The organism is Micromonospora sp. AKA38 (assembly GCF_027925725.1).
Lineage (GTDB): Bacteria > Actinomycetota > Actinomycetes > Mycobacteriales > Micromonosporaceae > Micromonospora.
In genome coordinates this window covers 1-23,245 of the sequence record NZ_BNEI01000001.1, presented here as the reverse complement: position 1 = coordinate 23,245, position 23,245 = coordinate 1, and the positions used below count along the sequence as shown (strand labels likewise).

Here is a 23,245-nt window from a genome sequence, read left to right as displayed (position 1 = left end):
GGCATCTGCGGTATCGGCCGACGAACCGATCAGATCGGGCGGAAATCCTCGTTAGATTCGCCGAGCTGATCTGACGGGGAGGTCACCGATGTCCACTGTGCCCACAATCGAGAAGCGTGTTCCGCCACTGGTCCGGCGAGGACTCGTGCCGGAGACGCGACCGCAGCGCATTCTCGCGCTGGCGACGTTCGTCAACATGATCGGCAGCGGCGTCTTCATGGTCACCGCCGCGCTGTTCTTCACCCGCGTGGTCGGTCTGCCGCTGGCCCAGGTCGGCCTCGGCATGGGCGTCGCCGCCGGCGCCGGCCTGCTCGCGGGCGTACCGGTGGGGCATCTCGCCGACCGGCGCGGGCCCCGGGAGGTCTACCTGGGCATGCTCGTGATCCAGGGCGCGGCGATGGGCGCGCTGCTTGTCGTCCGCAGTTTCTGGCTGGTCCTGGTGGCGCTCTGCGTCGGTGAACTGGCCCGTTCCGCCGGGGGCGCGGCGCGGGGACCACTCGTTCGCGGAATCGGCGGCGACGACCTACCGAGATATCGCGCGTACCTGCGTTCGGTCGCCAATCTGGCCGGCAGTTGCGCCGCGATCGCGACCGGGTTCGCCGTGCAGTTCGACAGCCGCCCGGCCTACCTGGCGCTGGTGCTGGCGAACGCGCTCAGCTTCGTCGCCGCCGCGGCCGTGGTCGCCGCCCTGCCGGCGCTGCCGCCGGTGCCCGCGCCGCCACGCGCCGGCCGCTGGACGGCCCTGCGCGACCGGGGGTACGTGGCCGTCACCGTGCTGGACGGCGTCATGTCGATCCACCACCAGGTGCTGCTCTTCGCGCTGCCGCTGTGGATCGTCGGGCACACCGACGCGCCCCGCTGGCTGGTCGGCGCGACCGCCCTGGCCAACACCGCGCTCGTGGTGCTGCTCCAGGTCCGGGCGAGCCGGGGCGTGGACAGCAGCGACGCGGCCGGTCGGGCCGTACGCCGGGCCGGGGTCGCCTTCCTCGCCGGGATGGCGGTCGTCGCCGCGACCGCCACGCTGCCCACCTGGCTCGCCGTCGCCGGCATCGGGCTCGGTGTCTGCGTGCACACCGTCGGCGAGCTGTGGCACACCGCCGGCTCGATGGAGCTGCGTTTCAGCCTGGCCCCGGCGCACGCGCAGGGGCAGTACATGGGCGTGTTCGGGTTCGGCGCCGGGCTGGCGAACGTGGTGGCACCGACCGTGCTGGCGTTGTGCTGCATCACCTGGGGCGCGCCCGGCTGGCTGCTGCTCGGCGGCGTGTTCCTGGTGGTGGGACTGGTGACGCCGGAGGTGGTGCGCCGGGCGGAGCGGAACCGGCCGGCGTGACGCTCAGCCGAGGCCGCGGTGGGCGGCCCAGAGCGCCGCGGCCCGGTCGGCCGCCGCCGCCACCAGCGCGGCCAGCTCCGGCCGGTCCGGCACCCGGAACGACACGTACGCGCCGCGCCCACCCGCCGTGGGCCGGCCGTACGCCTTCGCGGCGAGCCGGCCGTCCGGTAGCAGCCGGATGTTGAGCGTGGTCAGCGTGAACTCCTCGCCGCGCCGGGTGTCGGTCCAGCGCAGCGCCTCCGGAACGGCCACGTTGATGGCGAGGGCGGTGACGTCGGGCGGGGCGTCGCTGCTCATCCCGGCTCGGGCGGGGGCGTCGCTGCTCATCCGGGCATCGTCGCACGTCGGCTCAGCGTGGTCTCCCGGGTCATCCGGGACAGCTTCTCCGGGTTGCGCACCGCGTAGAGCCCGGTGATCAGGCCGTCGTCGAGGCGTACCGCCACGACCGTGTCCAGCTCGCCGTCGAGCCGCACGAGCAGCGCCGGATAGCCGTTGACCTGCGCCGGCGCCATCGACGCCGCCTCGGCGACCCGACGCCAGCCGCCGGCCAGCAGGCGGGCCACCTTGTCGGCGCCGGCGACCGGGCGCGGGATCGCCTGCCTGATCCCGCCGCCGTCACCGACCAGCACGACGTCCTCGGCGAGCACCGCGAGCAACGACCGGAGGTCGCCGGTCTCGACCGCCCGCCGGAACGCGTCGAGCGCGTCGCGGGTCTCGGCCGCGGAGACGGTACGGCGGGGCCGGCGCGCCGCCACGTGGGCACGCGCCCGGTGCGCGATCTGCCGCACCGTGGCCGGCGTCCGGTCGACCGTCTCGGCGATCTCGTCGTACCCGACGTCGAACACCTCACGCAGCACGAACACGGCCCGCTCGGTCGGCGCGAGCGTCTCCAGCACCAGCAGCATCGCCATCGAGACGCTGTCGGCCAGCGCCACGTCGTCGGCCACGTCGGGCGCGGTCAGCAGCGGCTCGGGCAGCCACGACCCGACGTACGACTCCTTGCGCCGGCCGAGCGCGCGCAGCCGGGACAGCGCCTGGCGGGTGGTGATCCGGACCAGGTAGGCGCGCCGGTCCCGGATCTCGTCGAGGTCGACGCCGGCCCACCGCAGCCAGGTCTCCTGGATCACGTCCTCGGCGTCGGCGGCCGAGCCGAGCATCTCGTACGCGACCGTGAAGAGCAGGTTCCGGTGGGCGAGGAACTCCTCGGTGGCCGGGTCCGTCATGGCTGGCTCCTCCACTGCTCGGTTGCGTTCCCCACCAGACGCCGGCCGCCGGCACGATGTGACACCTCATCCCTGTGGCCGGCGTCACCCGGTCACGGTGTCACGCCGCCCCCGCCGCCGGCATCTCGTGTTCGACCGAACGCCACGCCACCGGAGAGGGCGAACCCATGGAAACCCGAATCAACCTGTTCGAGAACCCGATTTCCGCCAAGTTCTTCAAGCGGTTCGCCAACGCGGGTCTGGTGATCCAACAGTCGTCGCTGCCGCACTCCGTTCAGGAGTTGGTGTCGCTGCGGGCCAGCCAGATCAACGGCTGCGGCTGGTGCATCGACATGCACACCAAGGAGGCCACCGCCGCCGGGGAGAGCGCGGTCCGGCTGCACCTGGTTGCCGCCTGGCGCGAGTCGACCGTCTTCACCGATGCCGAACGCGCCGCCCTGGCGTTCGCCGAGGAGGGCACCCGGCTGGCCGACGCCCACCAGGGGGTCTCCGACGAGACGTGGGCGCAGGTGCGCAAGCACTTCGACGACGACCAGCTCGCGGCGCTGGTCTGCCAGGTCGGGCTGATCAACGCGGCGAACCGGGTCGCGGTGATCGCGCACCAGCCGGGCGGCTCGTACGAGGCCGGCATGTTCGCCGCCGCGCTCGGCTGAAGAACGGGGGATCGGCCCGGTCCGGGGATCGTCTCCGGGCCGGGCCGCTACCGGTCGCTGCCCGGGGTGCGGCGAGCCGTCCAGGCGAGGAACCGCTCGAACAACTCGACCGGCGACGGCCCCGGGTTGTCATTGAGTTTCATCAGGTCGGCGGTGGCATCGAACAGGCAGCCGGCCATGTACATCGACAAGGCCACCCGGTCACGCCGGTATTCCATCAGCAGCAGGAGGCGGGCCGGCTGGCACGGCCACGGTGCTGCGCACACCCGGCATCGCCAGAGGGGTCGCATGGGCCCGTGCGGACGGACTGCCCGGCGGCTGCGGTCCTGCCCGGGGGCGGTGTACTGACCGGTCATCACCCCAGGGTGTGCGAACCCTACCCTCTAGTCAAGGCCCTAGTAGGGCCTCGCCCAACTAGGGTACGCCCTAGTGAGGGAGTGTCTAGCGTCCCGAGCATGGGACGCCGTCTGATGGGTGCGTACGAGATCCGTACCCGGCTGGGCGTCAGCCGTCAGCGCGTGGAGCAGTTGATGAAGCGCCCGGACTGGCCGGAGCCGTACGAGACGCTCGCGACGGGGCGCGTGTGGCGCACCGAGGACATCGAAGCCTGGATCCGCGAGTACCGGCCACACCTCGACGAGCAGGAGTAAGGAGCCCCGGAACCCCAGTGAGGTCCGGGGCACTGTCGGTTTGCGGTCAGTGCGACAGCCTGGCGTGGTCCGAATCGGATTCGTACCCTGATCCGGGACGTCTCGGTCGACGGTGGGGAGGGCTGGCGCTGCTGTCCAACCGGAGCCTCGCCGACGTCCCCACCGATCGCGTCGTCGCCCTGCCCGACGCGGAGACCGACGCGCTGGCCATGCTGATCGCCCGCGACCATCCGGACCTGGCCGCCGTGGTGCACCGCCCGGCCACTCGACCCGTCATGCCGGCGGACGTCGTGCACGCCGCGCTGGACCGGCTCGAACAGGTCGCCGTCGAGTTGCTGCCGGCCTGGCTGCCCGAGATCGCCGAGGGGGTCCGCCCGGACACGGCCGGGCTGGCGGCGGTCCGGGCCGCGGCCACCGCGCGGGCCCGCCGCGAGCGGTATCCCGGCACGTTCCTGCCCGACCTGGCCCGCTACGCGGTGACCGGCCGACGGGCCACCACCAACACCACCACGCCGCTTCCGGTGCGTACCCGGGCGGCGGCGCTGGCCCGCCTCGTCGCCGGCGCGTTCGGGCGGCGGCGGGTGGTGCTGCTCGTCGAACCGGCGGCCGCCGACGGCGCGGTGGTCGCGGCCGGGGCCACCTGGCTCGGGCAGCACGGCGGTCCGGCCGTCTGGCTGGTGGGGGCCGGCGCGGCCGGGCCGGAAGGGTTGCCGGCGTTCCGGCTCGCGCCACCGCGCGCCCTGCTCCCCGGCGGCCCGGCGGTGGGGAAGCCACATCCGGGCAGCGACGTCGAGAAACGGCTGGAGGCGGCACTCGCGGCCGAGAGCTGGGCGGCCGGACGACGGTGGAACCAGAGCTTTCAGTCGCACGGCTTGGCCACGCCGGTGCGACTCGATCTACTGTGGCCGGACGAACGGTGCGTGGTGGAGATCGACGGGCCGGAGCACTGCCGTCCGGTCCACTACGAGGCGGACCGGCAGCGCGACGTCCAGCTCCAACTGGACGGCTACACGGTCCTGCGCTTCACGAACGCCCGGGTGATCCACGACGTCGGCGCCGTGGTCCAGCAGATCGGCACGTATCTGCGGGCCCGTCGCCGGGACATGGCGGAAGGACGGCAGCATGGCCGGCGATGAGCTGACCGCATCCGAGAGCGCGATCCTCGTCGTGCTCATGGCCGAGGCGCGGGAGGTGTTGAACACCGAACTCCGCGACCGTTACCAGCTTGACGTACGTAAGCCGCAGCGGGACAAGCTCACCCGTCTGCAGTACGTCGCCAGCCGCCGGAGCGGGTCGACGTACGCCCTCCAGCTCGACGACAAGGGCTGGGTACGCATGCAGACCGACCTCGACTTCACGCTGCGCGGCGCGTCCGCGCTCGGTGCCGCGTTGGCCGCCCTCCAGACCAATCTGCGTGAACGCGTCCTGGCGCGCAGCGGCTGCGCCACGCTGGCTGAGCTGTTCGCCCTGACCGACGTGCGCGCTCCGGCATCCGCTCCGGCGGCCGGGCCGACCGGGTCGATGGAGGCGCGCGTGGTCAGCGCCTACCGGGCGCTCGCCGACGAGCCGGGGGCCTGGGTGAGCCTGCGCCGGCTGCGCCCGTTCTTCGCCGACGTGTCGCGGGAGCACCTGGACGAGGCGCTGCGCGGGCTCAGCCGGAGCGACGGCGTGAGCATCGCACCGGAGTCGAACCAGAAGACGCTCACCGAGGCGGACCACGTGGCGGCGCTGCGACTCGGCGGGCAGGAGAACCACCTGCTGGCGATCGGCGTGTGATGGACGAGGCGGAACGGGCCGCGCTGGCAGCGCTGCGGTTCGACTGGGCGCCGGTGCCCGACGACGTGTGGCGCCCGCTGCCCTTCCACGTCGACGGCCTGCACCTCCCGGTCGTCCGGGACGTCCTCGCCGGCGTGGACGAGGCCGCGTCGAACCCGCACGGCAGCCCGCTCGGCCTGGTCGTCCAGGGTCAGCGGGGGTCCGGCAAGACCCACCTGCTGGGCGTGATCCGCGAGCGGGTGCAGGAGCGGGGCGGCTACTTCTTCCTGGTCGGCCTGCTCGACGCCGAAAGCTTCTGGGACGGGGTGCTCGCCGCGATGCTGGACGGCCTGGCCCGGCCGGTGCCCGGTAGCCCGGAGACGCAGCTCAAGCTGCTGCTGCGGCGCCTGTCGGCGCTGGTGGGCGCGCCCCGGACGGCCCGCCGGGCGGTGATGGGCGACACCGAACTCACCCGCGCCGCACTCGACGCGTTCCTGGAGGGGCTTGGCGACTTCGACAGGCACGCGGCCCGTACCTGCCAGGAGACGGCGCGGGCGCTCGCGCTGAGCGCCTCCGAGAACATCTCCCACCGGGACGTCGCGGAGAACTACTTCCTCTCCGGCGAGGAGATGACGCCCGGTGAACGCGCGGCCTGGGGGATGCGTCGGGTGCCGCGCCCGGCCCAGCAGATCGTGCAGGACCTGTCCTGGCTGCTGGCGCTCACCGGCCCGTCCGTGGTGGCGATCGACCAGATCGACACGCTGATCGCCCAGTTGGCGATCCAGAGCGACCCGGCCGTGGTGGGCGCCGCGATGAGCCCGGAGCAGGCGCTGACGCTGGCCCGGATGGCGGACGGCCTGATGTCGCTGCGCCAGACGACGCGGCGCACGCTGACCGTGCTCGCCTGCATCCCGAACTCGTGGACCATCATCCGGTCCACCGCCGCCGACACGGTGGCCGACCGGTTCCGGGAGACGCCGATGCTGCGCCGCATCGACGACGCCGACCTGGGCCGGGCGATCGTCGAGAAGCGGTTCGCGCTGCGCTACCAGGGGGTCGGATTCTCCCCGCCGTACCCCTCGTGGCCGGTGTCCCCGCGCGCCTTCGCCGGGGCCGGATCGTTCACCCCGCGCCAGTTGCTGATCGAGATTGACGGGCACATCCGGGCCTGCCTCGCCGACGACGAGGTCCGGGAGATGACCGGCCTGGGCGAACCGTCCGCCGCGTCGTCCCGGGTGCCCCGGCCCACTCCGGCGACGGCCACCGCCGAGGAGACGGACCGCTACGACGCCCGCTTCGCGGAGCTGCGAGCAGCCGCGGACCTCGTCGCGCCGCGCGATCGGGCGTCGGAGGACGGGACGATGCCGGCACTGCTGACCGCCGGGCTCACCGCCTGGATCCTGGAACGCGGCGACGCCGGGGCGGCGTTCAGCGTCGATCCGCCGCCGAGCACGGACCCGCCGCTGCACGCCCGGCTGCGCCTGACGCTGAACGAGCACACCGAGGACCAGGTGCACTGGTGTTTCCGGGCAATCAGCGACAACCACCACGGCAACGCGGCGCTGGCCCGGCTCCGCAAGGCGAGCGTGGCGTCGGCCCTGGACACCGGGCTGACGAAACGCAAACTGTTCCTGCTGCGCAACCGCGACTGGTCGACCAGCGCGGCCACCCGTAGGACGCTCGACGCGTTCCACGCGGCGGGCGGCCGGACGATCGGCCTGGACGACGAGGACCTGCGGACCCTCTCGGCGCTTCGGGTGATGCTCGCCGAGACCACCATGGACCTGCGAGGCTGGCTGGCGGAGCGGCGTCCGACCCGGAGCCTGGCGTTCCTGCGGCACGCGCTGGCGGACGTCGACGGGTGGACGGCGGCCGGCGGACCGCCACCGGCGCCCGCATCGACCCGGCCCGCGACCCGGCCCACGCCGCCCTCGGCCGCGAGCGGTCCCACGGCGGCGACCGGGTCGGCGTTCGTGGTGGGACACGGGTACGACGACGACGCGCCGGTCCCGCTGGCCCTGGAAGCGCTCCGGAAACACGCCACGATCTTCGCCGGCTCCGGGTCGGGCAAGACCGTGCTCATCCGCCGCATCGTCGAGGAGTGCGCCCTCGCGGGTGTCTCCGCCATCGTGCTCGACCCCAACAACGACCTCGCCCGGCTCGGGGAGGCGTGGCCCGACCCGCCGCCGCAGTGGCGGCCGGGTGACGCGGACCGGGCGGCGGACTACCTGGCCCACACCGACGTGGTGGTCTGGACGCCGCGCCGCAGCTCGGGCCGTCCGCTGAGCTTCCAGCCGCTGCCCGACTTCACCAGCGTGCGCGACGACCCGGACGAGTTCGGCGAAGCCGTCGAGGCGGCTGTCGTGGCGCTCGCGCCACGCGCCATGGTCACCGGACGGGCCACCCGGGCGCACCTGGGGCTGGCGGTGCTGCGCAAGGCCGTCGAGCACTACGGCCGGCGCGGCGGTTCCCGGTTGAAGGGCCTCGTCGACACGCTCGCCGACCTGCCGGACGGGATCATCCACCTGGAGGACGCCGACAAGATCGGTCTCGGCCTCGCCCAGACGCTCACCGCCGCCATGGTGAACGACCCGCTCTTCGGCGGCGAGGGCACACCGATGGACCCCGGTGTGCTGCTCACCCCCGCCGCCGGCAAGCGGTCCCGGGTCTCGGTCGTCAGCCTGGTGGGGCTGCCGTCCGACGACGTCCGCCAGAGTTTCGTCAACCAGCTCCAGATGGCGTTGTTCGCCTGGATCAAGAAGCACCCGGCCGGTGACCGGCCGCTGCTGGGGCTGCTCGTGATGGACGAGGCGCAGACGTTCGCCCCGTCGGGGGCGATGACCGCCTGCACCCAGAGCACGCTGGCGCTGGCCGCCCAGGCCCGCAAGTACGGGCTCGGGTTGATCTTCGCCACGCAGGCGCCGAAGGGGCTGCACAACCGCATCCCCGGCAACGCGGCGACCCAGGTGTACGGCCTGATGAACAGCCCCATCCAGATCGAGGCGGCTCGCGAGATGGCCCGGGCCAAGGGCGGGGACGTGCCGGACATCTCCCGGCTGACGGTGGGCGAGTTCTATCTCGCCGCCGAGGGCGCCGCGCCGCGGAAGATCCGCACGCCGCTGTCGTTGAGCCACCACCCGCGCAGCCCGCTCACGGTCGAAGAGGTGCTGGACCGGGCGCGCGGGACCGGTCGTGGTGGTTGATCGGTAGCCGAGAGTGACGGAAAGCTGCGCGCAAATTGCCCCCATGGGATTGTCATGACCACTTTGCGCAGCGTTCCGATGAGATGACTTTGTGCTGTATGCGCTGCCAGAAGCCTTGATCATCGATCTTCGAGAACATTGTGGACGCGGAGGCGTCTACATCCGCTGCCCGCCACGGATAGTAATTGGCGACCGAAGGGGGCAGGGGAACGATGAACGAAGCGCTGGCGGAACCGCTCACCGGCTATCAGGTGATGGCCGTGGCTGTGGCCGTCGCGGGGGCAGCGGCCGGACTGGTGCGCGCGTGGGTCGCGTACCGGGCACGCATACAGGAGGAACGCGAGGCGACGACACGTACCACAGCCCGGGTCACCTGGTTGATCAGGCTCGCGGAGACCGACCACGACATGGTGCGGATCGTGGAGCGCGACCGCGACGGGCACCGCGAGGTGGAGCTGGGTGGCCGCGGCGTGGCGAAGGCCGAGGCCGTCGAGGAGGCGGCGTGATGGAGTTCGAGGGCACCGCCGTCCTGACGACGGACCAGGCCGACCGCGAGACGGCACGGAAGGCTGAGGCCGCTCGCGTGAAGGCCGCGCACGACCAGGAGTTCGCCGTGTTCGCCGAGGCCTCCTACCACCAGGTCGAGCGGATCCTCAGGTCGGCGTGCCGGGACCGCGAGGTGGTCGAGGACGCGCTCAACGAGGCGTACCTGCACGGGCGGGTCAAGTGGTCCGAGCTGCGGGCCCACGACCGGCCGATCGGCTGGATCGTGGTCACCGCGCGGTTCAAGATCATGAAGGACCGTCAGCGGTGTCAGCGGGAGGCCGCGATGGCCCCGGAGGACCTGCCGCCGGTGCCGCGCTCGAACATCGCCGACGTGTGGGAGGCGCAGGAGACGCTGCGGGGCTGGTTGCACCAGCTCCCGACGCGGCACGCCGAGGTGTTCCAGATGGCGCAGGAGGGATTCTCCAACCAGGAGATCGCCCGCATCCTCGGGCTGACCGAGAACAGCGTCCGCTCCTACAAGGTGGCCGCCCGGCGAGGGCTGCGCGAGTTGGCCGAGGAGGCCGGCTACACCGGCCCGGACGGTCACCGGCGGCAGGGGGAGAGCCGTGGATCTCGATGACATCCTGGCCCTGGCCGAGACCACGCCCAGCCCGCTGGAACTCGCCCGGGCGCGGCGGGTCGCGCGCGCCGCGCAGAGCCAGTACGACGTTTCACTCGCCGAGGGCTACAAGATCCTGGTCGACGCCGACCTCGTCGACCCGTTGACCTGCGACGCAGACGAGGCGGCCCGGGTCGCGCGCGCCGCCCAACTGTCGAAGTTGGGCACCGTCACCTGGACGGCCGGTGGGACCGAGGGCGTCGGGCGGATCTTCTGGTCGGACGAGATGGCGCGGATCTTCGGGCACGCGCCAGGAACGTTCCGGCTCACCCCCGACACGCTTCTCGGCCTCGTGCATCCCGGGGACGCGGGGCGGGTCCGTGCGGCGGTCCGGGCCGTATGGGAGCGGAAGCGTCCCGGCGAGGTCGGCTTCCGGGTGATCCGCCCCGGCGGCAGCATCCGCCACGTGCACTGCCACCTGGAGATCACGACCGACCAGGGCGAGCCGTCCGGAATCGTCGCCACCGGTGAGGACGTCACCACGCTCGAACTCGCCCGGCGCGAACGTCGCCGGCTCGCCGTCCGCAGCCGCATGCTCTGCGCCGACCCGGCCGCGCGGGACGCCCTCACCGGGCTGGCGACCCGCGGCTACGTCATCGACAAGGTCGATCGGGCCCGCCGCACCACCGGTGGCGCCGTCGTCGTCGTGGCGACCGAACCCGCCACCCGGCTGCCGGAGGCACTCACCGACGAGGACCGCGACCAGCTGACCGCGGCGGTCGCCCGTCTCCTGCGTACGGTCGTCGGGAGCGAGCTGACGGGGGGCCTGGTCGGCTCCGGCCTGTGGGGAGTGCTCCTCACGCCGGCGGGGGACGACGCCGAGCGCCTGGCGGCTCGGATCGTCGAGCGGTTCCGGAACCACCTGTTCAGCGTCCGGCAGAAGACGGTGCGACTCAACACCTCGGCGGGCGTGGTGCATTTCGGCGGTGGGATCAGTGCGAGCGGATTCGACCTGCTCGTCGACGGCGAGCACGCGGCCCGCGACGCCCGCCGCAACGCGGCCTCCATCACCGTGCTCGACCAGCCGGTCGCCGACGGCGAGCGGGCGGACCGGTGCCGTTCCCGGGTGCGGCACGCGGTCTCGGCGAACAGATTCGCCCTGTACGCGCAGCCCATCGTCGATCTCCAGCTCAACCAGGTCACCCGCCACGAGATCCTGCTGCGGGTGCGGAGTGACACCGGTGAGCCGGTCGCACCCTGGGCCTTCCTCGACATGGCCGAGCGGGTCGGGGAGATCCTCACGGTGGACAAGTGGGTCGTCGACCACGCCCTGGAGTTGATCGGCCGGGGTGCCCAGACCTCCCACTACCAGGTCAACCTCTCCGGCAGGTCGCTCGCCGACCCGGGGCTGCTCGCCTTCGTGACCGAGGCGATCGACCGGCACGGCGTCAAGCCGGAGTGTCTGACGTTCGAGATCACCGAGACCGCCCTCATCGAGAACCGGAACGAGGCGCTGGCCTTCGCGACGGGGATCAGAGAGGTCGGCTGCCACCTGGCACTTGACGACTTCGGCACCGGCTACAGCACGCTCACCCATCTGAAGCAACTCCCGGTGGACCTCGTCAAGATCGACGGGACGTTCATCGTCGACCTCTGCCAGTCGCCGGCAAGTCAGGCCCTGGTGTCCATGCTGGTCAAGCTCTGTGAGGCGCTCGGCATCCGGGTCGCCGCCGAGTACGTCCAGGACGAGCAGACCATCGAGCTGCTGCGGAACCTCGGGGTCGACTTCGCCCAGGGTTACCGGACCGGACGACCCGAGCCGATAACCGTCAGCCGGACGGAGGCGCAGACGGTGGAGCTGGAACTGCGGTTCCCGCCGCAGTACACCGCGCTCGGCTGATCGTCGTCGGGCGCGGTGCGAGCCGCGGTCCGGACGAGTTGACGGATCTCGGTCGGTCCCCGCATCGCCTGACGCGGGGCACCCGGGGACTGGAAGTTTCGGCGACTGTGCCGAGCCAGCTTCTGGGCTCATTGACGTTGACCGATCAACATGTCGCGAGTATGTTGCGGTGAAGTTACCGGTAGTCTTCCGGAAGTTTCGGGGCCGGTGACCCGGACCGCGCACCACCGTCCCGGTGGTGTCCCCGCCAGGTGCGCGGTCCGTGCACACAGCCTTGCGCATCCTCATCCGATATGTAGAGGAGTGTCATGAAACGTCTACTAAGGCGTGGCCCCTACCGCCTGCTGCTGGCCGCCACCGCCGGCTCGCTGGCCCTGGCCGGGGCCGCACTTGTGGTGCCCGGCCCGGCCCAGGCCGCCAGCACGCTGGGCGCCGCCGCCGCGCAGTCGGGCCGCTACTTCGGCACCGCCATCGCGGCGAGCCGGTTGAACGACTCGACGTACAGCACCATCGCGGCGCGTGAGTTCAACATGATCACGGCCGAGAACGAGATGAAGCCGGACGCGACGGAGCCGAACCAGAACCAGTTCAACTTCAACTCCGGTGACCAGATCTACAACTGGGCCACCCAGCGTGGCCTGAAGGTGCGCGGTCACACGCTGGCCTGGCACGCCCAGCAGCCCGGCTGGATGCAGAACATGCAGGGCAGCACGCTGCGCAACGCGATGATCAACCACATCAACGGTGTGATGGCCCACTACAAGGGCAAGCTCGCCGCGTGGGACGTGGTGAACGAGGCGTTCAACGAGGACGGCAGCCGCCGTAACTCCAACCTCCAGGGCACCGGCAACGACTGGATCGAGGTGGCGTTCCGCACCGCGCGGGCGGCCGACCCGTCGGTGAAGCTCTGCTACAACGACTACAACATCGAGAACTGGTCGTACGGCAAGACGCAGGGTGTCTACCGGATGATCCAGGACTTCAAGTCCCGGGGCGTGCCGATCGACTGCGTCGGTCTCCAGACCCACTTCACCGGCGGCAGCTCGCTGCCGAGCAACTTCCAGACCACGCTGTCCAGCTTCGCCGCGCTCGGCGTGGACGTGGCGCTCACCGAGGTCGACGTCACCAACTCGTCGACCTCGCAGTACCAGGGTCTGACCCAGGCGTGCCTGAACGTGCCGCGTTGCATCGGCATCACCGTGTGGGGGCGTGCGCGACAGTGACTCGTGGCGCTCCAACGAGAACCCGCTGCTGTTCGACGGCGGCGGCAACAAGAAGGCCGCGTACACCTCGGTCCTGAACGCGCTCAACGCGGACGGCCCCGGGCCGACCACCTCGCCGACCGCGACGCCGACCTCCGGGCCGACCACGCCGCCGCCGTCCGGCGGCGCCAGCCGGATCGTCGGCAGCCAGTCCGGCCGGTGCGTCGACGTGCCCAACTCGTCGCAGACCAACGGCACCCGGGTGCAGCTCTACGACTGCCACGGCCAGACCAACCAGCAGTGGACGTACACCAGCAGCAAGCAACTGACCATCTACGGTGGCAGCCGCTGCCTGGACGCGGCCGGCTCCGGCAACGGCGCGGCGGTCCAGATCTACGCCTGCAACGGGCAGGCCAACCAGCAGTGGAACGTCAACTCCAACGGCACCATCAGCGGCGTGCAGTCCGGCCGCTGCCTCGACGTCTGGGGCACCGCCAACGGCCAGCAGGTCCAGCTCTACGACTGCAACGGCCAGGCCAACCAGCAGTTCCGGCTCGTCGCCAACTGACCGACAGGCGGTGGCTCACCGTGGTGACGGTGGGCCACCGCAGTCGTCGGGCAGGTCGTCGTCCTCGCAGGTGCGGCCGTGCGCCATCAGGTCGCGGAAATCCGCCATCTTGTGCCGCATCACCCGCAGGTCCTCGTCCAGCTCGGCGCGGCGGCGGTGCAGCCGTTCCTCCTGCTCCTGAAGGATCCGCAGCCGCTGCGCGGAGTGCTCCGGGTGCCGGGGCCGAGCGCCACGAAATGGCCCGGCGGGGCGTCCGCGGTCAGCGCCTCGGCCGCGTGCAGGTCGGTGTGGCAGACCCCGCACCAGGTGACGCGGACCGCGAGGTCGTCCGGGCGCAGAGCCCGGCGTTCGAACGTGTACGGCGTCCAGCTTCCGCCGGGCGACGTCAGTGCCATGCCTGTCGTCTGTGCCATGGCGGCGACGCCAGGCGCTGGAGTTCGCTCCAGCGCAAGCCTCCGCTCAGCCGGCGGTCTCCAGCGTCGACCCGATCGTGGCGAAGCCGCCGCCGGTGCGGGCGGTGTCGGCGATGGCGGTGAGCACCTCCAGCACGTGCAGCCCGCGGTTGCCCGTCGCCTGCGCCGGTCTTCCGGTCCGGATGGCCTCGGCCATGTCCACCAGCCCCATCCCCATGAACCCGTCGGACCCCCGCGGGCCGGGGAGCACCTCGACGAAGTCGGTGCCCGGCCCCTTCAGCAGCACCGGGCCACCCCACGAGTTGGCCTGCGCGGCGACGATGGTGCCCTCGGTGCCGTGGATCTCCAGGTGCGGCGTACGCGTCGCCGCGACGTCGAAGCTGGTCACCAGCGTGCCCAGCGCCCCGCCGGCGAACTCCAGCACGGTGTTGATGTGGGTGAGGGTCTCCACCCGGAAGGTCGACCCGGCGCGGGGCCCGGTCAGCACCTCCCGCTGCGCCCGCGCCGTGCCGCCCAGCGCCCCCACCCGGACGACGGGACCCATCAGCGCGGTCAGCACCGTGAGGTAGTACGGCCCGATGTCGAACAGCGGGCCGGCGCCCTCCTGGTAGAGGAACTCGGGCTCCGGGTGGAACCGCTCCGGCCCGGGATTCATCATCGCGGCGGCCACCGAGGTCGGCGTGCCGATCGCGCCCCGGGCGACGAGCGCCGCACAGGTCCGCGCCCCGACGCCCAGGAACGTGTCCGGCGCGGTGCCGACCCGTAACGACCGGGCCCGCGCGGCGTCGAGGACGCGGCGAGCGTCGGTCATGGTGGTGGCCAGCGGCTTCTCCGTGTAGACGTGCTTGCCGTGCGCCAGCGCGCGCAGGCTCACCTCGGCGTGCGCCCGGGGCGGGGTGAGGTTGAGCACCAGGTCGAGACCCGGATCCGCCAGCAGGTCGTCGACCGGGAGCACCGCCGGCACCCGGTGGGCGGCGGCGAGCGCCCGGGCCCGCGCCGGGTCGGCGTCGGCGCAGGCGGCGACCGTGACGGCCGGCTGGCCGGCCAGGTTGGCGAGGTACCGGGAACTGACGTTGCCGCATCCCACCACGCCGACCCGGACCGGTCCCCGTGCGTCGGCCATGTCAGGAGAGCCTGATCTCTCGACCGGTCCGCGCTGACTCGTAGATCCCGTCGAGCATGCGCATCACCTCCGCGCCGTGCGAGACGGGCGCGACCTCCTCGGCCTCGCCGAGGCAGAGCGCGACGAAGTGCGCGATCTCGTTGGCGAACCCCTCGGCGAAGTCGAACGACAGATGGTCGATCTGGGGTGCCACGTTCAGCACAGTGTCCTGCATCTCGGTGGCGATGCGCAGCGCCGGTTCGAGTTCCGCGCCGCCGCGCTCGCCGAAGACCGCCACTTCGAGGCGGTCCTCCAGCGCGTGCAGCGAGTAGCTGGTCTCCAGCATCAACGACGCGCCGTTGTCGAACCGGATCAGCGCGGCGGCGAAGTCCTCCACGTCGCTGCGCGTCGGGTCGTAGTCGGCGACCTTGTAGCGCGACAGCGAGGTGACGTTCGCCCGGTTGCCGAGCGGCGAGTGGGTGACCGCGCTGACGGTGACCGCCCGCGGCGTGCCCATGAAGTACCAGCAGAGGTCCAGGACGTGCACGCCGATGTCGATGAGCGGCCCGCCGCCGGACCGCGCCCGGTCGGCGAACCAGCCACCCGGGTTGCCGAGCCGTCGGATGTTCGTCGCCCGCGCGTGGTAGACGTCGCCCAGCATCCCGGCGTCGACGAACGACCTGAGCACCAGCGCGTTCGCGCCGAACCGCCGGACGAAACCGACCTGGAGATGGCGGTCGTTGCGCGCGACCGCGTCGACGAGCGCCTGCGCCTCCCCGGCGGTACGACTCAACGGCTTCTCCACCAGGACGTGCTTGCCGGCGTCCAGCGCCGCGGTGGCGATCTCCGCGTGGGTGTCGTTCCAGGTGCAGATGCTCACCGCGTCGATCTCCGGATCGGCGAGCAGGCCGTCGAGCGTGGGATGGACGCGGGTCACGCCGAACGTCTCCGCCTTCTGCGCGCTCCGCTCCTGGTTGACGTCGAACACGCCGGCGAGATGGACGTCCGGGTTGGCGGCGTACGCGCCCAGGTGCATGTCCGCGATGCTGCCGACGCCGATCACGCCCACGCCGAGCCGGCTCATGAGGGGGCCCCCGCCTCGGCGAAGAGCCGCTTCGCGTTGGCCAGGCCGATCGGGTTCGCCATCAGGCACTCCTCGATGCCCTCGAACTCGATGGAGACGAAACCGTCATAGCCGGCGTCGAGGATCCCCCGCACGATCCGGCGCATGTCCAGGTCGCCGTAGCCGACGATGGAGCCGAGCAGGTACGTGCCGCCGGGGGTGTGGTGCCAGCCGTCGCCGGGGAACTGCGAGCGGACGTAGAAGTCCTTCAGGTGCACGATGCTGGCGTACGGCGCGTTGCCGGCGACCGCCACCACCGGGTTGTCGTCCACCGACATGAAGTTGCCGACGTCGAGCGTGGTCTTGAAGTTCGGCTCGTCGACCAGGTGGATGAGCCGTCGGACCCGCTCGCCGCCGTTCATCAGCAGCCCGTGGTTCTCCACGCTGGTGGTGATGCCGTACTGCGCGGCGTAGCGGGCGATCTCCTGGCACGCCTCGACCATGCGGGGCAGCAGCGCCTCGAACTCGGCGACGTCCCTGGCCCGGTGCGCCCACTTGGCGACGTCGTGGCGGAAGAGCGTGATGCCCAGCTCGGCGGCCACGTCGAGGTGCCGCTTGACCCGCTGCATGTGCCGGTCGGCGTCGGCGCCGAGCAGGTCGGCCGGGACGACCAGGTTGGACAGCGTGACGCCCTGGTCGGCGGCGCGGGTCTTGATCTCGCGTACGAGATCGGGGTCCTGGTCGAGGGTGGAGGTGTCGTTGGAGATCTCCGGGGAGAGCGACACGGTCGCGATCTCCATGTGGGTGGCGTCGCTGGCCGCGATCCAGTCGATGACCTCGAAGAGGCTCATCCGGCCGGTACGCAGGTGCTGGTAGAAGGAGTAGGAGCTGAAGCCGAATTGCACGATGTTTCCTTTTCCTAGAGGGCGGCGTACCGGCGGCGTCGTTCGGCCTGGCGGACCGGGTCGGGAATGGGGGACGCCATGAGGAGCCGGTTGGTGTAGGGATGCTCCGGCCGGGACGTGACCACGTCGCCGTCGCCGGTCTCGACGATCCGGCCCTTGAGCATCACCGCGACCCGGTGGCAGACGTAGCGGACCACCGACAGGTCGTGGGAGATGAAGAGATACGCGACGCCGGTCTTCTCCTGCACGTCGATGAGCAGGTCGAGGATGCGGGCCTGGGTGGACAGGTCGAGCGCGCTCACCGGCTCGTCGCAGACGATGAGCCGGGGTTTCAGCGCCAGGGCGCGCGCGATGGCGATGCGTTGCCGCTGCCCGCCGGAGAACTCGCGCGGATACCGGCGGCCGGCGTCCGCCTCCAGGCCGATCTGGCGCAGCAGCTCACCGATCCGCGCGGTGGCCTCGGCCCGGGCCACGCCCTGGGCCCGCAACGGCTCGGCGAGGATGGTCTCCACGGTCATGGCCGGGTTGAGCGACGAGTACGGATCCTGGAAGACGACCTGGATGTCGCGGCTCAACGCGCGGCGGGCGCGCCGGTTCGCGCGGGTGATGTCGACGCCGTCGAACGTGACCGTGCCGCCGGTGATCGGGGCGAGGCCCAGCACGGCACGGCCCAGCGTGGTCTTCCCGGAGCCGGACTCGCCGACCAGACCGACCGTCTCGCCCGCGCCGACCCGCATCGAGACGGCGTGCAGCGCGTGGAACGACGGGCGACGCCAGCCGGCGCCGCGGTAGACGACGTCGACGTCGCGGATGTCGAGCAGGGGCGTGCCGGTGTCGTCGGGGGCGCTCACGACCCCACCTCCTGGAGGTCGCCGCGCTCCCGCCGGGGCGGCGCGTCTTCGAGGGTCGCGTTCAGGAGCATGCGGGTGTACTCGTGTCGCGGGTTCGCGAAGAGGCCGGCGACCGGCTGCTGCTCGACGATGAGGCCGTCGCGCATGACCGCCACCCGGTCGCAGATGTCGGCGACCACACCCAGGTTGTGGGTGACCAGGACGAGCCCCATGTCGCGCTCGCGTTGCAGGCCGCGGAGGAGTTCGAGGACCTCGGCCTGGACCGTGACGTCGAGCGCGGTGGTCGGTTCGTCGGCGATGAGCAGCTCCGGGTCGCAGGAGACGGCACCGGCGATGAGCACACGCTGGGCCATGCCGCCGCTGAGCTGATGGGGATGGGCGGCGAGGGTACGCGGGGGGTCGGGGATGCCGACGCGGTCCAGCAGGTCGAGCGCCCGCGCGGTCGCGGCCTTCCGGGACAGGCCGAGCCGGTGCCGCATCGGTTTCGTGAGCTGGGCGCCGATCGTGAAGGACGGGTCGAGGTTCGACATCGGCTCCTGCGGCACGTACGCCATCCGGGTGCCGCGCAGCTTGCGCAGCTCGCTCTCGCGCAATCCCACGAGCGACTGCCCGTCCAGCGCGAGCTGCCGGGCGGAGACGGTGGCGTCGGGTGGCAGGAGCCCGAGGATCGCGAACGACGTCTGGGACTTCCCGGAGCCGGACTCCCCGACCAGGCCGAGGACCTCGCCGCGCGCGACGTGCAGCGACACGCCGCGTACCACCTCCTTAATGGTGCCGTCCTCCGCCACGTACCGGACCGCCAGGTCCTCGACGCGCAGGAGGGTGTCGGCGGGCGGCGCGTCGCCGAACGCGGCCCGGTCGGCCGGCGTCTCGCCGGTCTCGATCCGGTCGACCGGGGTGTCGCCGGTGCGGGCGGGGCGGGCCGCGCGCTTGGCCTTGCGCCGCAGGCTGATCCCGAGCGAGTCGGCGAGCGCGGTGCCGAAGAGCACCAGCGCCATGACCGTGAGGCCGATCGCCACGCCGGGCGCGATCACCAGCTCGGGGGCGCGGTGGAAGTTCTGGAACGCGTTGCTCAGCTCGCCGCCCCAGCTCGGGCGCTGCGGGTCACCGAAGCCGAGGAACTCCAGCCCGGACTGCACGATGATCGCCATGCCGAAGATGAACGAGGACCGCACGAGCACCGGCCCCAGCACGACGGAGAGCACGTGCCGGAAGATGATCCGGACGTCGGACAGCCCGGCGACGCGGGCGGCGTCGAAGTACAGCTCCTCGCGTACGCCGATCACGGCGCTCCGGGTCAGCCGGAAGATGTCCGGCGAGGCGAGCACCCCGAGCGTGATCATCGTGGGGGCGAGGCCGCTGCCGAGCGAGGCGATCACCACGATGATGATCAGGATCTCGGGCAGGGACATCAGCATGTTGAAGATCCAGCTAGACACCCCGTCGAACCACTTCGCGCGGTAGCCGGCGAGCAGGCCGGCGGGAATCCCGCACAGCAGCGCGACGGTCACCATGATCGCGCCGGCCTGGAGGCTCACCCGGCCGCCCCACAGCAGCCGACTGAGGATGTCCCGGCCGTTCCCGTCGGTGCCCAGCGGGTGGTCGCCGCTCGGCGGCCGGAGCGCCTCGGAGAGCACCACCAGGTTGGGGTCCTGCGGGGCGAGGAGCGGGGCGAGGACGCTCGCGGCGACGATGGCGAGCAGCACGGCGCCGGCCACCACGCCCATCGGGTTGCCGAGGAAGGCGCGGAGCCTTCTGGAGGTGCGGCCCGCACGGACCGTCGTGTCGGCGCTCATGCGTTGCGTACCTTCGGATTCAAAGCGGCGTAGAGGATGTCGACCGTCAGGTTGACGAGCACGACGACGAGCACGGTGAAGAGCAGGACGCCCATGATGACGGGGATGTCGCTGTTGCCCGAGGCGTTGATGGCGACCGCGCCGATGCCCTGGAGGCCGAACACCCGCTCGATGATGGCGGCGCCGCTCATCGCGGCGATGAACTGCAACGAGAGCATGGTCAACGCCGGCGGCGACGCGTTGCGCAGCACGTGCACCAGCAGGATGTGGCGTTGCGACAGGCCCCGGCTGCGGAGCGTCCGGACGTACGCCTGGCCGTTGACGGTGATCACGGAGTTGCGCAGTTGCTGGGCGATGGCGGCGATCGACCCGATCGACAGCGCGATGATCGGCAGGGTGATGGACCAGAGCCAGCCGCTGGGTGAGTCGCCCAGGTGGACGTAGCCGGTGGCGGGGAACCAGCCCAGCCGTACGGCGAAGACCAGCGCCAGGATGATCGCCACCCAGAAGTTCGGCAGGCTGAAGCCGAGCACCATGACCACCTGGAGCGCGCGGTCGAACGTCCCGGGCCGGGTCGCCGCGAGCAGCCCGAGGACGACGCCCAGGACGGCGGCCACCAGGACGGCGCCGAGCGCGAGGGACACGGTGACCGGCAGGCGCGAGACGATGAGGTCCATGACGTCGGCGTTCTGCGCGGACGAGACACCCAGATCGCCCCGCGCGACGTGTCCCAGCCAGTCCAGGTACTGCTGGACGACCGGCCGGTCGAGGCCGAGCTGCGCGCGCTTGACCGCGACCTGTTCCTCCGTGGCGTAGAGGCCGAGCGCGCCCCGGGCGGGGTCGGAGCCGGTGAGCATGAGGAAGAAGAACATCCCCGTCACCACCGTGAACGCCAACAGCAGGCCCGTGGCCAGTCGCCGGCCGATGAAGCCCAACATGCCTGCTACCTCCTAGCTGACCTGGGGTGGTCCGCCGGGTGGGCCGGTGGTGACCGGCCCACCCGGGGATCGACGGGCGGGTTACTTGGCCGGGGCGAAGAAGCGCAGGCTCGGCATGAGCTGTGCCTGCTGCATGGTCACGTCGATGTCCGGCTTGAACAGGTAGACGTTCTCCTGCGTGACGATCGGGGCGAACCAGGCCTGCTCCACCAGGTGGGTGTTCAGCTCCTTGTAGAGCGCCGCCTGCTTGTCGCCCTGCGCCGCGGGGATCTCCTTGAGCAGCCGGGTGACGGTGTCGTCGGTGTACTTGAAGTTGTTCCACAGCGACGTCGGGGTGAGCTTGTTCAGCACGTCCGTCCAGGCCGGGATGTTGGTGGAGAAGGAGAGCATGAACGCCGGCTGGCCCTTCAGGGTCTCCAGGCCGCCGTTGGCGAAGCCGTTGACCGGCACCTGCTCCACCGTGATGCCCACGTCGGACAGGTACTGCGCGACGATCGGCACCAGCGGGGACATGAAGCCCTCACTGAACGAGATCTTGATTTTGAAGCCGTTGCCGTAGCCCGCCGCCGCCAGCAGTTCCTTCGCCTTCGCCGGGTCGTACGGGTAGCGCTCGTTCAGCTCCGGCACCCACGCCTCGCTGGCCGGGTTGAACGTCTGCGTGGAGACCTGGCCGAACCCGCCGTAGTGGGTCTCCAGGATGGCCTTGCGGTCGAGCGCGTGGTTGATCGCCTGCCGCACCCGCACGTCGCCGAGCGCCGCCGACGCCTTGCCGGCCCGGTCCTGGAGGATGATGCCCTGCCACTCGCCGGGCACCGTCTTGACGGTGAGCCCGTCGGTCTTCGCCTTCGGCACCATGTCGGAGGTCCCGTACATGAACTGGATCTGACCGGTCGCGAGCGCGTTGTAGCGGGCGGTGAACTCCTCGTACGGACGGATCACCACGGTCTCGAACGGGAACGCCTCGCGGTTCCAGTAGCCCTCACGCGCGGTGAACTTGTAGCTGACGCCCTTCTCGGACGCGCCGGCGTCGAGCAGGTAGGGCCCGGAGCCGACCGGGGTGGTGGCGATGCCGCCCGCAGCGAGCGCCTTGGGGCTCACCATGTATCCCAGGTACGTCGCCAGGCCGGCGAGCAGGCCGGGGCTGGGCTCGCTGAGGTGCAGACGGACCGTCTTCGGGTCCACGACCTCGACCCGTTCGATCGCCCGGGCCGCCTCGGACGCGCTGCCGGCGCCCTTCTTCCGCGCCTCGATGTTGACCTTCACCGCCTCGCCGTCGAGTGCGGTGTCGTCGCTGAACGTGACGCCGTCGCGCAGCTTCAGCGTGAGTTCGGTGAGGTCGTCGTTGTACGCGTACTCGGAGGCGAGGTTGCCTTCGATCTTCGAGTCGGCGGTCTTGCGGAGCAGCGGGTCGTAGACGGCCTCCGCGTAGTGGATGACCGCGCCCTCCTTCATCTCCGCCGGGTCCCAGGTCAGGACGTCGCCGTTGTTGCCGAGGACGAGTTGGGCGGAGCCGGCCTCACTGGCCTGCCCGCCACCGCTACAACCGGCGAGGGCGAGAGCGACTGCGGCAAGCGCTGCCGTCAGCGTGCGGGGTAGTTGCACCATGTTCCCTTCTGTTGCTGCAAAGCCAGCGCCGGTCGGCGTCGGGTCAAGCGATTCCGAGCTGTTGGCTCATGACCATGGCGGTCGCGCCGCGCAGGACGATGTCGTCGCCCAGCTCGGAGAGCCGGAGGACGATGTCGCCGTGGACCTCGGTCAGGGCGCGCCGGCGGATGGTCTCCATCGCGGCCGTGGCCAGCGGCCCCTCCAGCACCCGGTGCGGTCCGCTGAGGACGATCTCGGAGATGTTGAGCGCGGCCACGATCGGTGCCAGCACGGAGCCGAGCGCCTCGCCCGCGACGGTCAGCACCCGGGCGCGCTCCGCGTCGGTGCGGGCCCCGGACAGGTCCTCCTGGATGCGCCGGGTCGACAGCCAGGTCTCCAGGCAGCCGGTCTTGCCGCACACGCAGGGTCGCTCGCTGCCGGCGTCCACGACCACGTGGCCGATCTCGCCGGCCGCGAACCGACTGCCCAGGATCGGGGTGCCACCGAGCAGCAGACCCGCCCCCACGCCGACGCCGACCCGGACGAGGAGCGTGTCCGCGGCGCTCTCGCCGTAGCTGCGTTCGGCGAGCGCGGTGGCGTTGGCGTCGTTGGACACGACCACCGGGCAGGCGAAACGCTCGCTGAGCAGCGCCTGGAGGTGGATGTCCTGCCAGCCCAGGTTGGGTGCGCTGAGGACGACGCCGCCGAGGTCCACGATGCCCGGCGTGCCGATGCCGATGCCGAGGAGCGGCGCGGTCACCTGCCGGTGTAGCGCCTCGACGAGACCGGTCACCTTCGCCAGGGCGTCGGCGCCGGTGCTGCCCTCGATCTCGACCTGCTGGCGGGCCACCACGGTGCCGCCGAGGTCAAGGACGGCCCCCGGTAGAGCGTCGAGTGGCTCAGGTCCAGGGCGACGGTCTGGTAGGCGCGCTCGTTGAATTCGAGCATCATGGCCGGCTTGCCCGGCCGGGTCCCGGCCCGCGTGCCGACCTCGACCACGAGGT

Annotated in this window: 21 protein-coding genes and 1 pseudogene; 10 read left to right on the top strand and 12 right to left on the bottom strand. The window is 71.6% G+C overall.

Annotated elements, in window-relative coordinates; genetic code table 11:
- The first annotated feature begins 145 nt into the window (after positions 1-145).
- The gene (locus TPA0908_RS00110; RefSeq protein WP_281933484.1) at positions 146-1,330 is read left to right on the top strand and encodes an MFS transporter; all 1,185 of its coding nucleotides are present in this window, start codon (positions 146-148) and stop codon (positions 1,328-1,330) included.
- A gap of 3 nt (positions 1,331-1,333) precedes the next feature.
- On the opposite strand, the gene TPA0908_RS00105 is transcribed toward TPA0908_RS00110, so the two are convergent.
- Positions 1,334-1,657 carry a hypothetical protein gene (locus TPA0908_RS00105; protein WP_281933482.1) on the bottom strand — a complete coding sequence of 108 codons (324 nt, stop codon included), beginning with the start codon at positions 1,655-1,657 and terminating at the stop codon, positions 1,334-1,336.
- Positions 1,654-2,553: an RNA polymerase sigma-70 factor gene (locus TPA0908_RS00100; protein ID WP_281933480.1), complete on the bottom strand. Its 900-nt coding sequence runs from the start codon at positions 2,551-2,553 to the stop codon at positions 1,654-1,656. Before TPA0908_RS00100 ends, TPA0908_RS00105 begins: the two co-directional genes overlap by 4 nt.
- Positions 2,554-2,720: 167 nt before the next feature.
- Here TPA0908_RS00100 and TPA0908_RS00095 point away from each other — a divergent pair, with 167 nt between their 5' ends.
- Positions 2,721-3,206: a carboxymuconolactone decarboxylase family protein gene (locus TPA0908_RS00095; protein WP_281933478.1), complete on the top strand. Its 486-nt coding sequence runs from the start codon at positions 2,721-2,723 to the stop codon at positions 3,204-3,206.
- Between the two features lie 47 nt (positions 3,207-3,253).
- Here TPA0908_RS00095 and TPA0908_RS00090 read toward each other — a convergent pair whose 3' ends face one another.
- The gene (locus TPA0908_RS00090; protein WP_107158016.1) at positions 3,254-3,562 is read right to left on the bottom strand and encodes a hypothetical protein; all 309 of its coding nucleotides are present in this window, start codon (positions 3,560-3,562) and stop codon (positions 3,254-3,256) included.
- A gap of 99 nt (positions 3,563-3,661) precedes the next feature.
- On the opposite strand from TPA0908_RS00090, the gene TPA0908_RS00085 reads away from it, so the two are divergent.
- From TPA0908_RS00085 to TPA0908_RS00050, 8 genes and pseudogenes are all read left to right on the top strand, one after another.
- Positions 3,662-3,856 (top strand): helix-turn-helix transcriptional regulator, encoded by a 195-nt coding sequence (locus TPA0908_RS00085; RefSeq protein ID WP_281933475.1) that lies wholly within the window; start codon positions 3,662-3,664, stop codon positions 3,854-3,856.
- Positions 3,857-4,065: 209 nt separating this feature from the next.
- Positions 4,066-4,992: an endonuclease domain-containing protein gene (locus TPA0908_RS00080; protein WP_281933473.1), complete on the top strand. Its 927-nt coding sequence runs from the start codon at positions 4,066-4,068 to the stop codon at positions 4,990-4,992.
- Entirely contained in the window at positions 4,979-5,632 is a 654-nt protein-coding gene (locus tag TPA0908_RS00075; RefSeq protein WP_281933471.1) for a hypothetical protein, read from the top strand. Before TPA0908_RS00080 ends, TPA0908_RS00075 begins: the two co-directional genes overlap by 14 nt.
- Positions 5,632-8,814, top strand: a complete 3,183-nt coding sequence (locus TPA0908_RS00070; protein WP_281933469.1) for a helicase HerA domain-containing protein — start codon at positions 5,632-5,634, stop codon at positions 8,812-8,814. Before TPA0908_RS00075 ends, TPA0908_RS00070 begins: the two co-directional genes overlap by 1 nt.
- Positions 8,815-9,026: 212 nt before the next feature.
- On the top strand, positions 9,027-9,320 hold the full coding sequence (locus TPA0908_RS00065; RefSeq protein ID WP_281933467.1) for a hypothetical protein: 294 nt from the start codon (positions 9,027-9,029) through the stop codon (positions 9,318-9,320).
- Positions 9,320-9,940: an RNA polymerase sigma factor gene (locus TPA0908_RS00060; protein ID WP_281934604.1), complete on the top strand. Its 621-nt coding sequence runs from the start codon at positions 9,320-9,322 to the stop codon at positions 9,938-9,940. Before TPA0908_RS00065 ends, TPA0908_RS00060 begins: the two co-directional genes overlap by 1 nt.
- Entirely contained in the window at positions 9,927-11,819 is a 1,893-nt protein-coding gene (locus TPA0908_RS00055) for an EAL domain-containing protein (protein ID WP_281933465.1), read from the top strand. The genes TPA0908_RS00060 and TPA0908_RS00055 overlap by 14 nt, the downstream gene beginning before the upstream one ends.
- A gap of 308 nt (positions 11,820-12,127) precedes the next feature.
- Positions 12,128-13,589 (top strand): annotated as a pseudogene (locus TPA0908_RS00050) (endo-1,4-beta-xylanase).
- Positions 13,590-13,708: 119 nt separating this feature from the next.
- Here TPA0908_RS00050 and TPA0908_RS00045 read toward each other — a convergent pair.
- The 9 genes from TPA0908_RS00045 to TPA0908_RS00005 form a co-directional block, all read right to left on the bottom strand.
- Complete coding sequence (locus tag TPA0908_RS00045) at positions 13,709-14,002, bottom strand: alcohol dehydrogenase catalytic domain-containing protein (RefSeq protein ID WP_281933464.1); 294 nt, start codon at positions 14,000-14,002, stop codon at positions 13,709-13,711.
- Between the two features lie 46 nt (positions 14,003-14,048).
- A complete protein-coding gene (locus TPA0908_RS00040; RefSeq protein WP_281933463.1) occupies positions 14,049-15,125 on the bottom strand; it encodes a Gfo/Idh/MocA family protein in 1,077 nt (358 codons plus the stop codon).
- 1 nt (position 15,126) lies between these two features.
- The gene (locus TPA0908_RS00035; RefSeq protein WP_281933462.1) at positions 15,127-16,188 is read right to left on the bottom strand and encodes a Gfo/Idh/MocA family protein; all 1,062 of its coding nucleotides are present in this window, start codon (positions 16,186-16,188) and stop codon (positions 15,127-15,129) included.
- The gene (locus tag TPA0908_RS00030) at positions 16,185-17,072 is read right to left on the bottom strand and encodes a sugar phosphate isomerase/epimerase family protein (RefSeq protein ID WP_281933460.1); all 888 of its coding nucleotides are present in this window, start codon (positions 17,070-17,072) and stop codon (positions 16,185-16,187) included. Before TPA0908_RS00030 ends, TPA0908_RS00035 begins: the two co-directional genes overlap by 4 nt.
- A 14-nt stretch (positions 17,073-17,086) precedes the next feature.
- Entirely contained in the window at positions 17,087-17,923 is an 837-nt protein-coding gene (locus tag TPA0908_RS00025; protein ID WP_281933458.1) for an ATP-binding cassette domain-containing protein, read from the bottom strand.
- Positions 17,920-19,719, bottom strand: coding sequence for a dipeptide/oligopeptide/nickel ABC transporter permease/ATP-binding protein (locus TPA0908_RS00020; protein ID WP_281933457.1), 1,800 nt, complete (start codon positions 19,717-19,719; stop codon positions 17,920-17,922). The genes TPA0908_RS00025 and TPA0908_RS00020 overlap by 4 nt, the downstream gene beginning before the upstream one ends.
- Complete coding sequence (locus TPA0908_RS00015) at positions 19,716-20,657, bottom strand: ABC transporter permease (protein WP_107157937.1); 942 nt, start codon at positions 20,655-20,657, stop codon at positions 19,716-19,718. The genes TPA0908_RS00020 and TPA0908_RS00015 overlap by 4 nt, the downstream gene beginning before the upstream one ends.
- Positions 20,658-20,738: 81 nt before the next feature.
- Positions 20,739-22,262 (bottom strand): ABC transporter substrate-binding protein, encoded by a 1,524-nt coding sequence (locus TPA0908_RS00010; RefSeq protein WP_281933455.1) that lies wholly within the window; start codon positions 22,260-22,262, stop codon positions 20,739-20,741.
- A 43-nt stretch (positions 22,263-22,305) separates the two neighbouring features.
- Positions 22,306-23,181, bottom strand: a complete 876-nt coding sequence (locus TPA0908_RS00005; protein ID WP_281934601.1) for an ROK family protein — start codon at positions 23,179-23,181, stop codon at positions 22,306-22,308.
- Positions 23,182-23,245 lie beyond the last annotated feature (64 nt).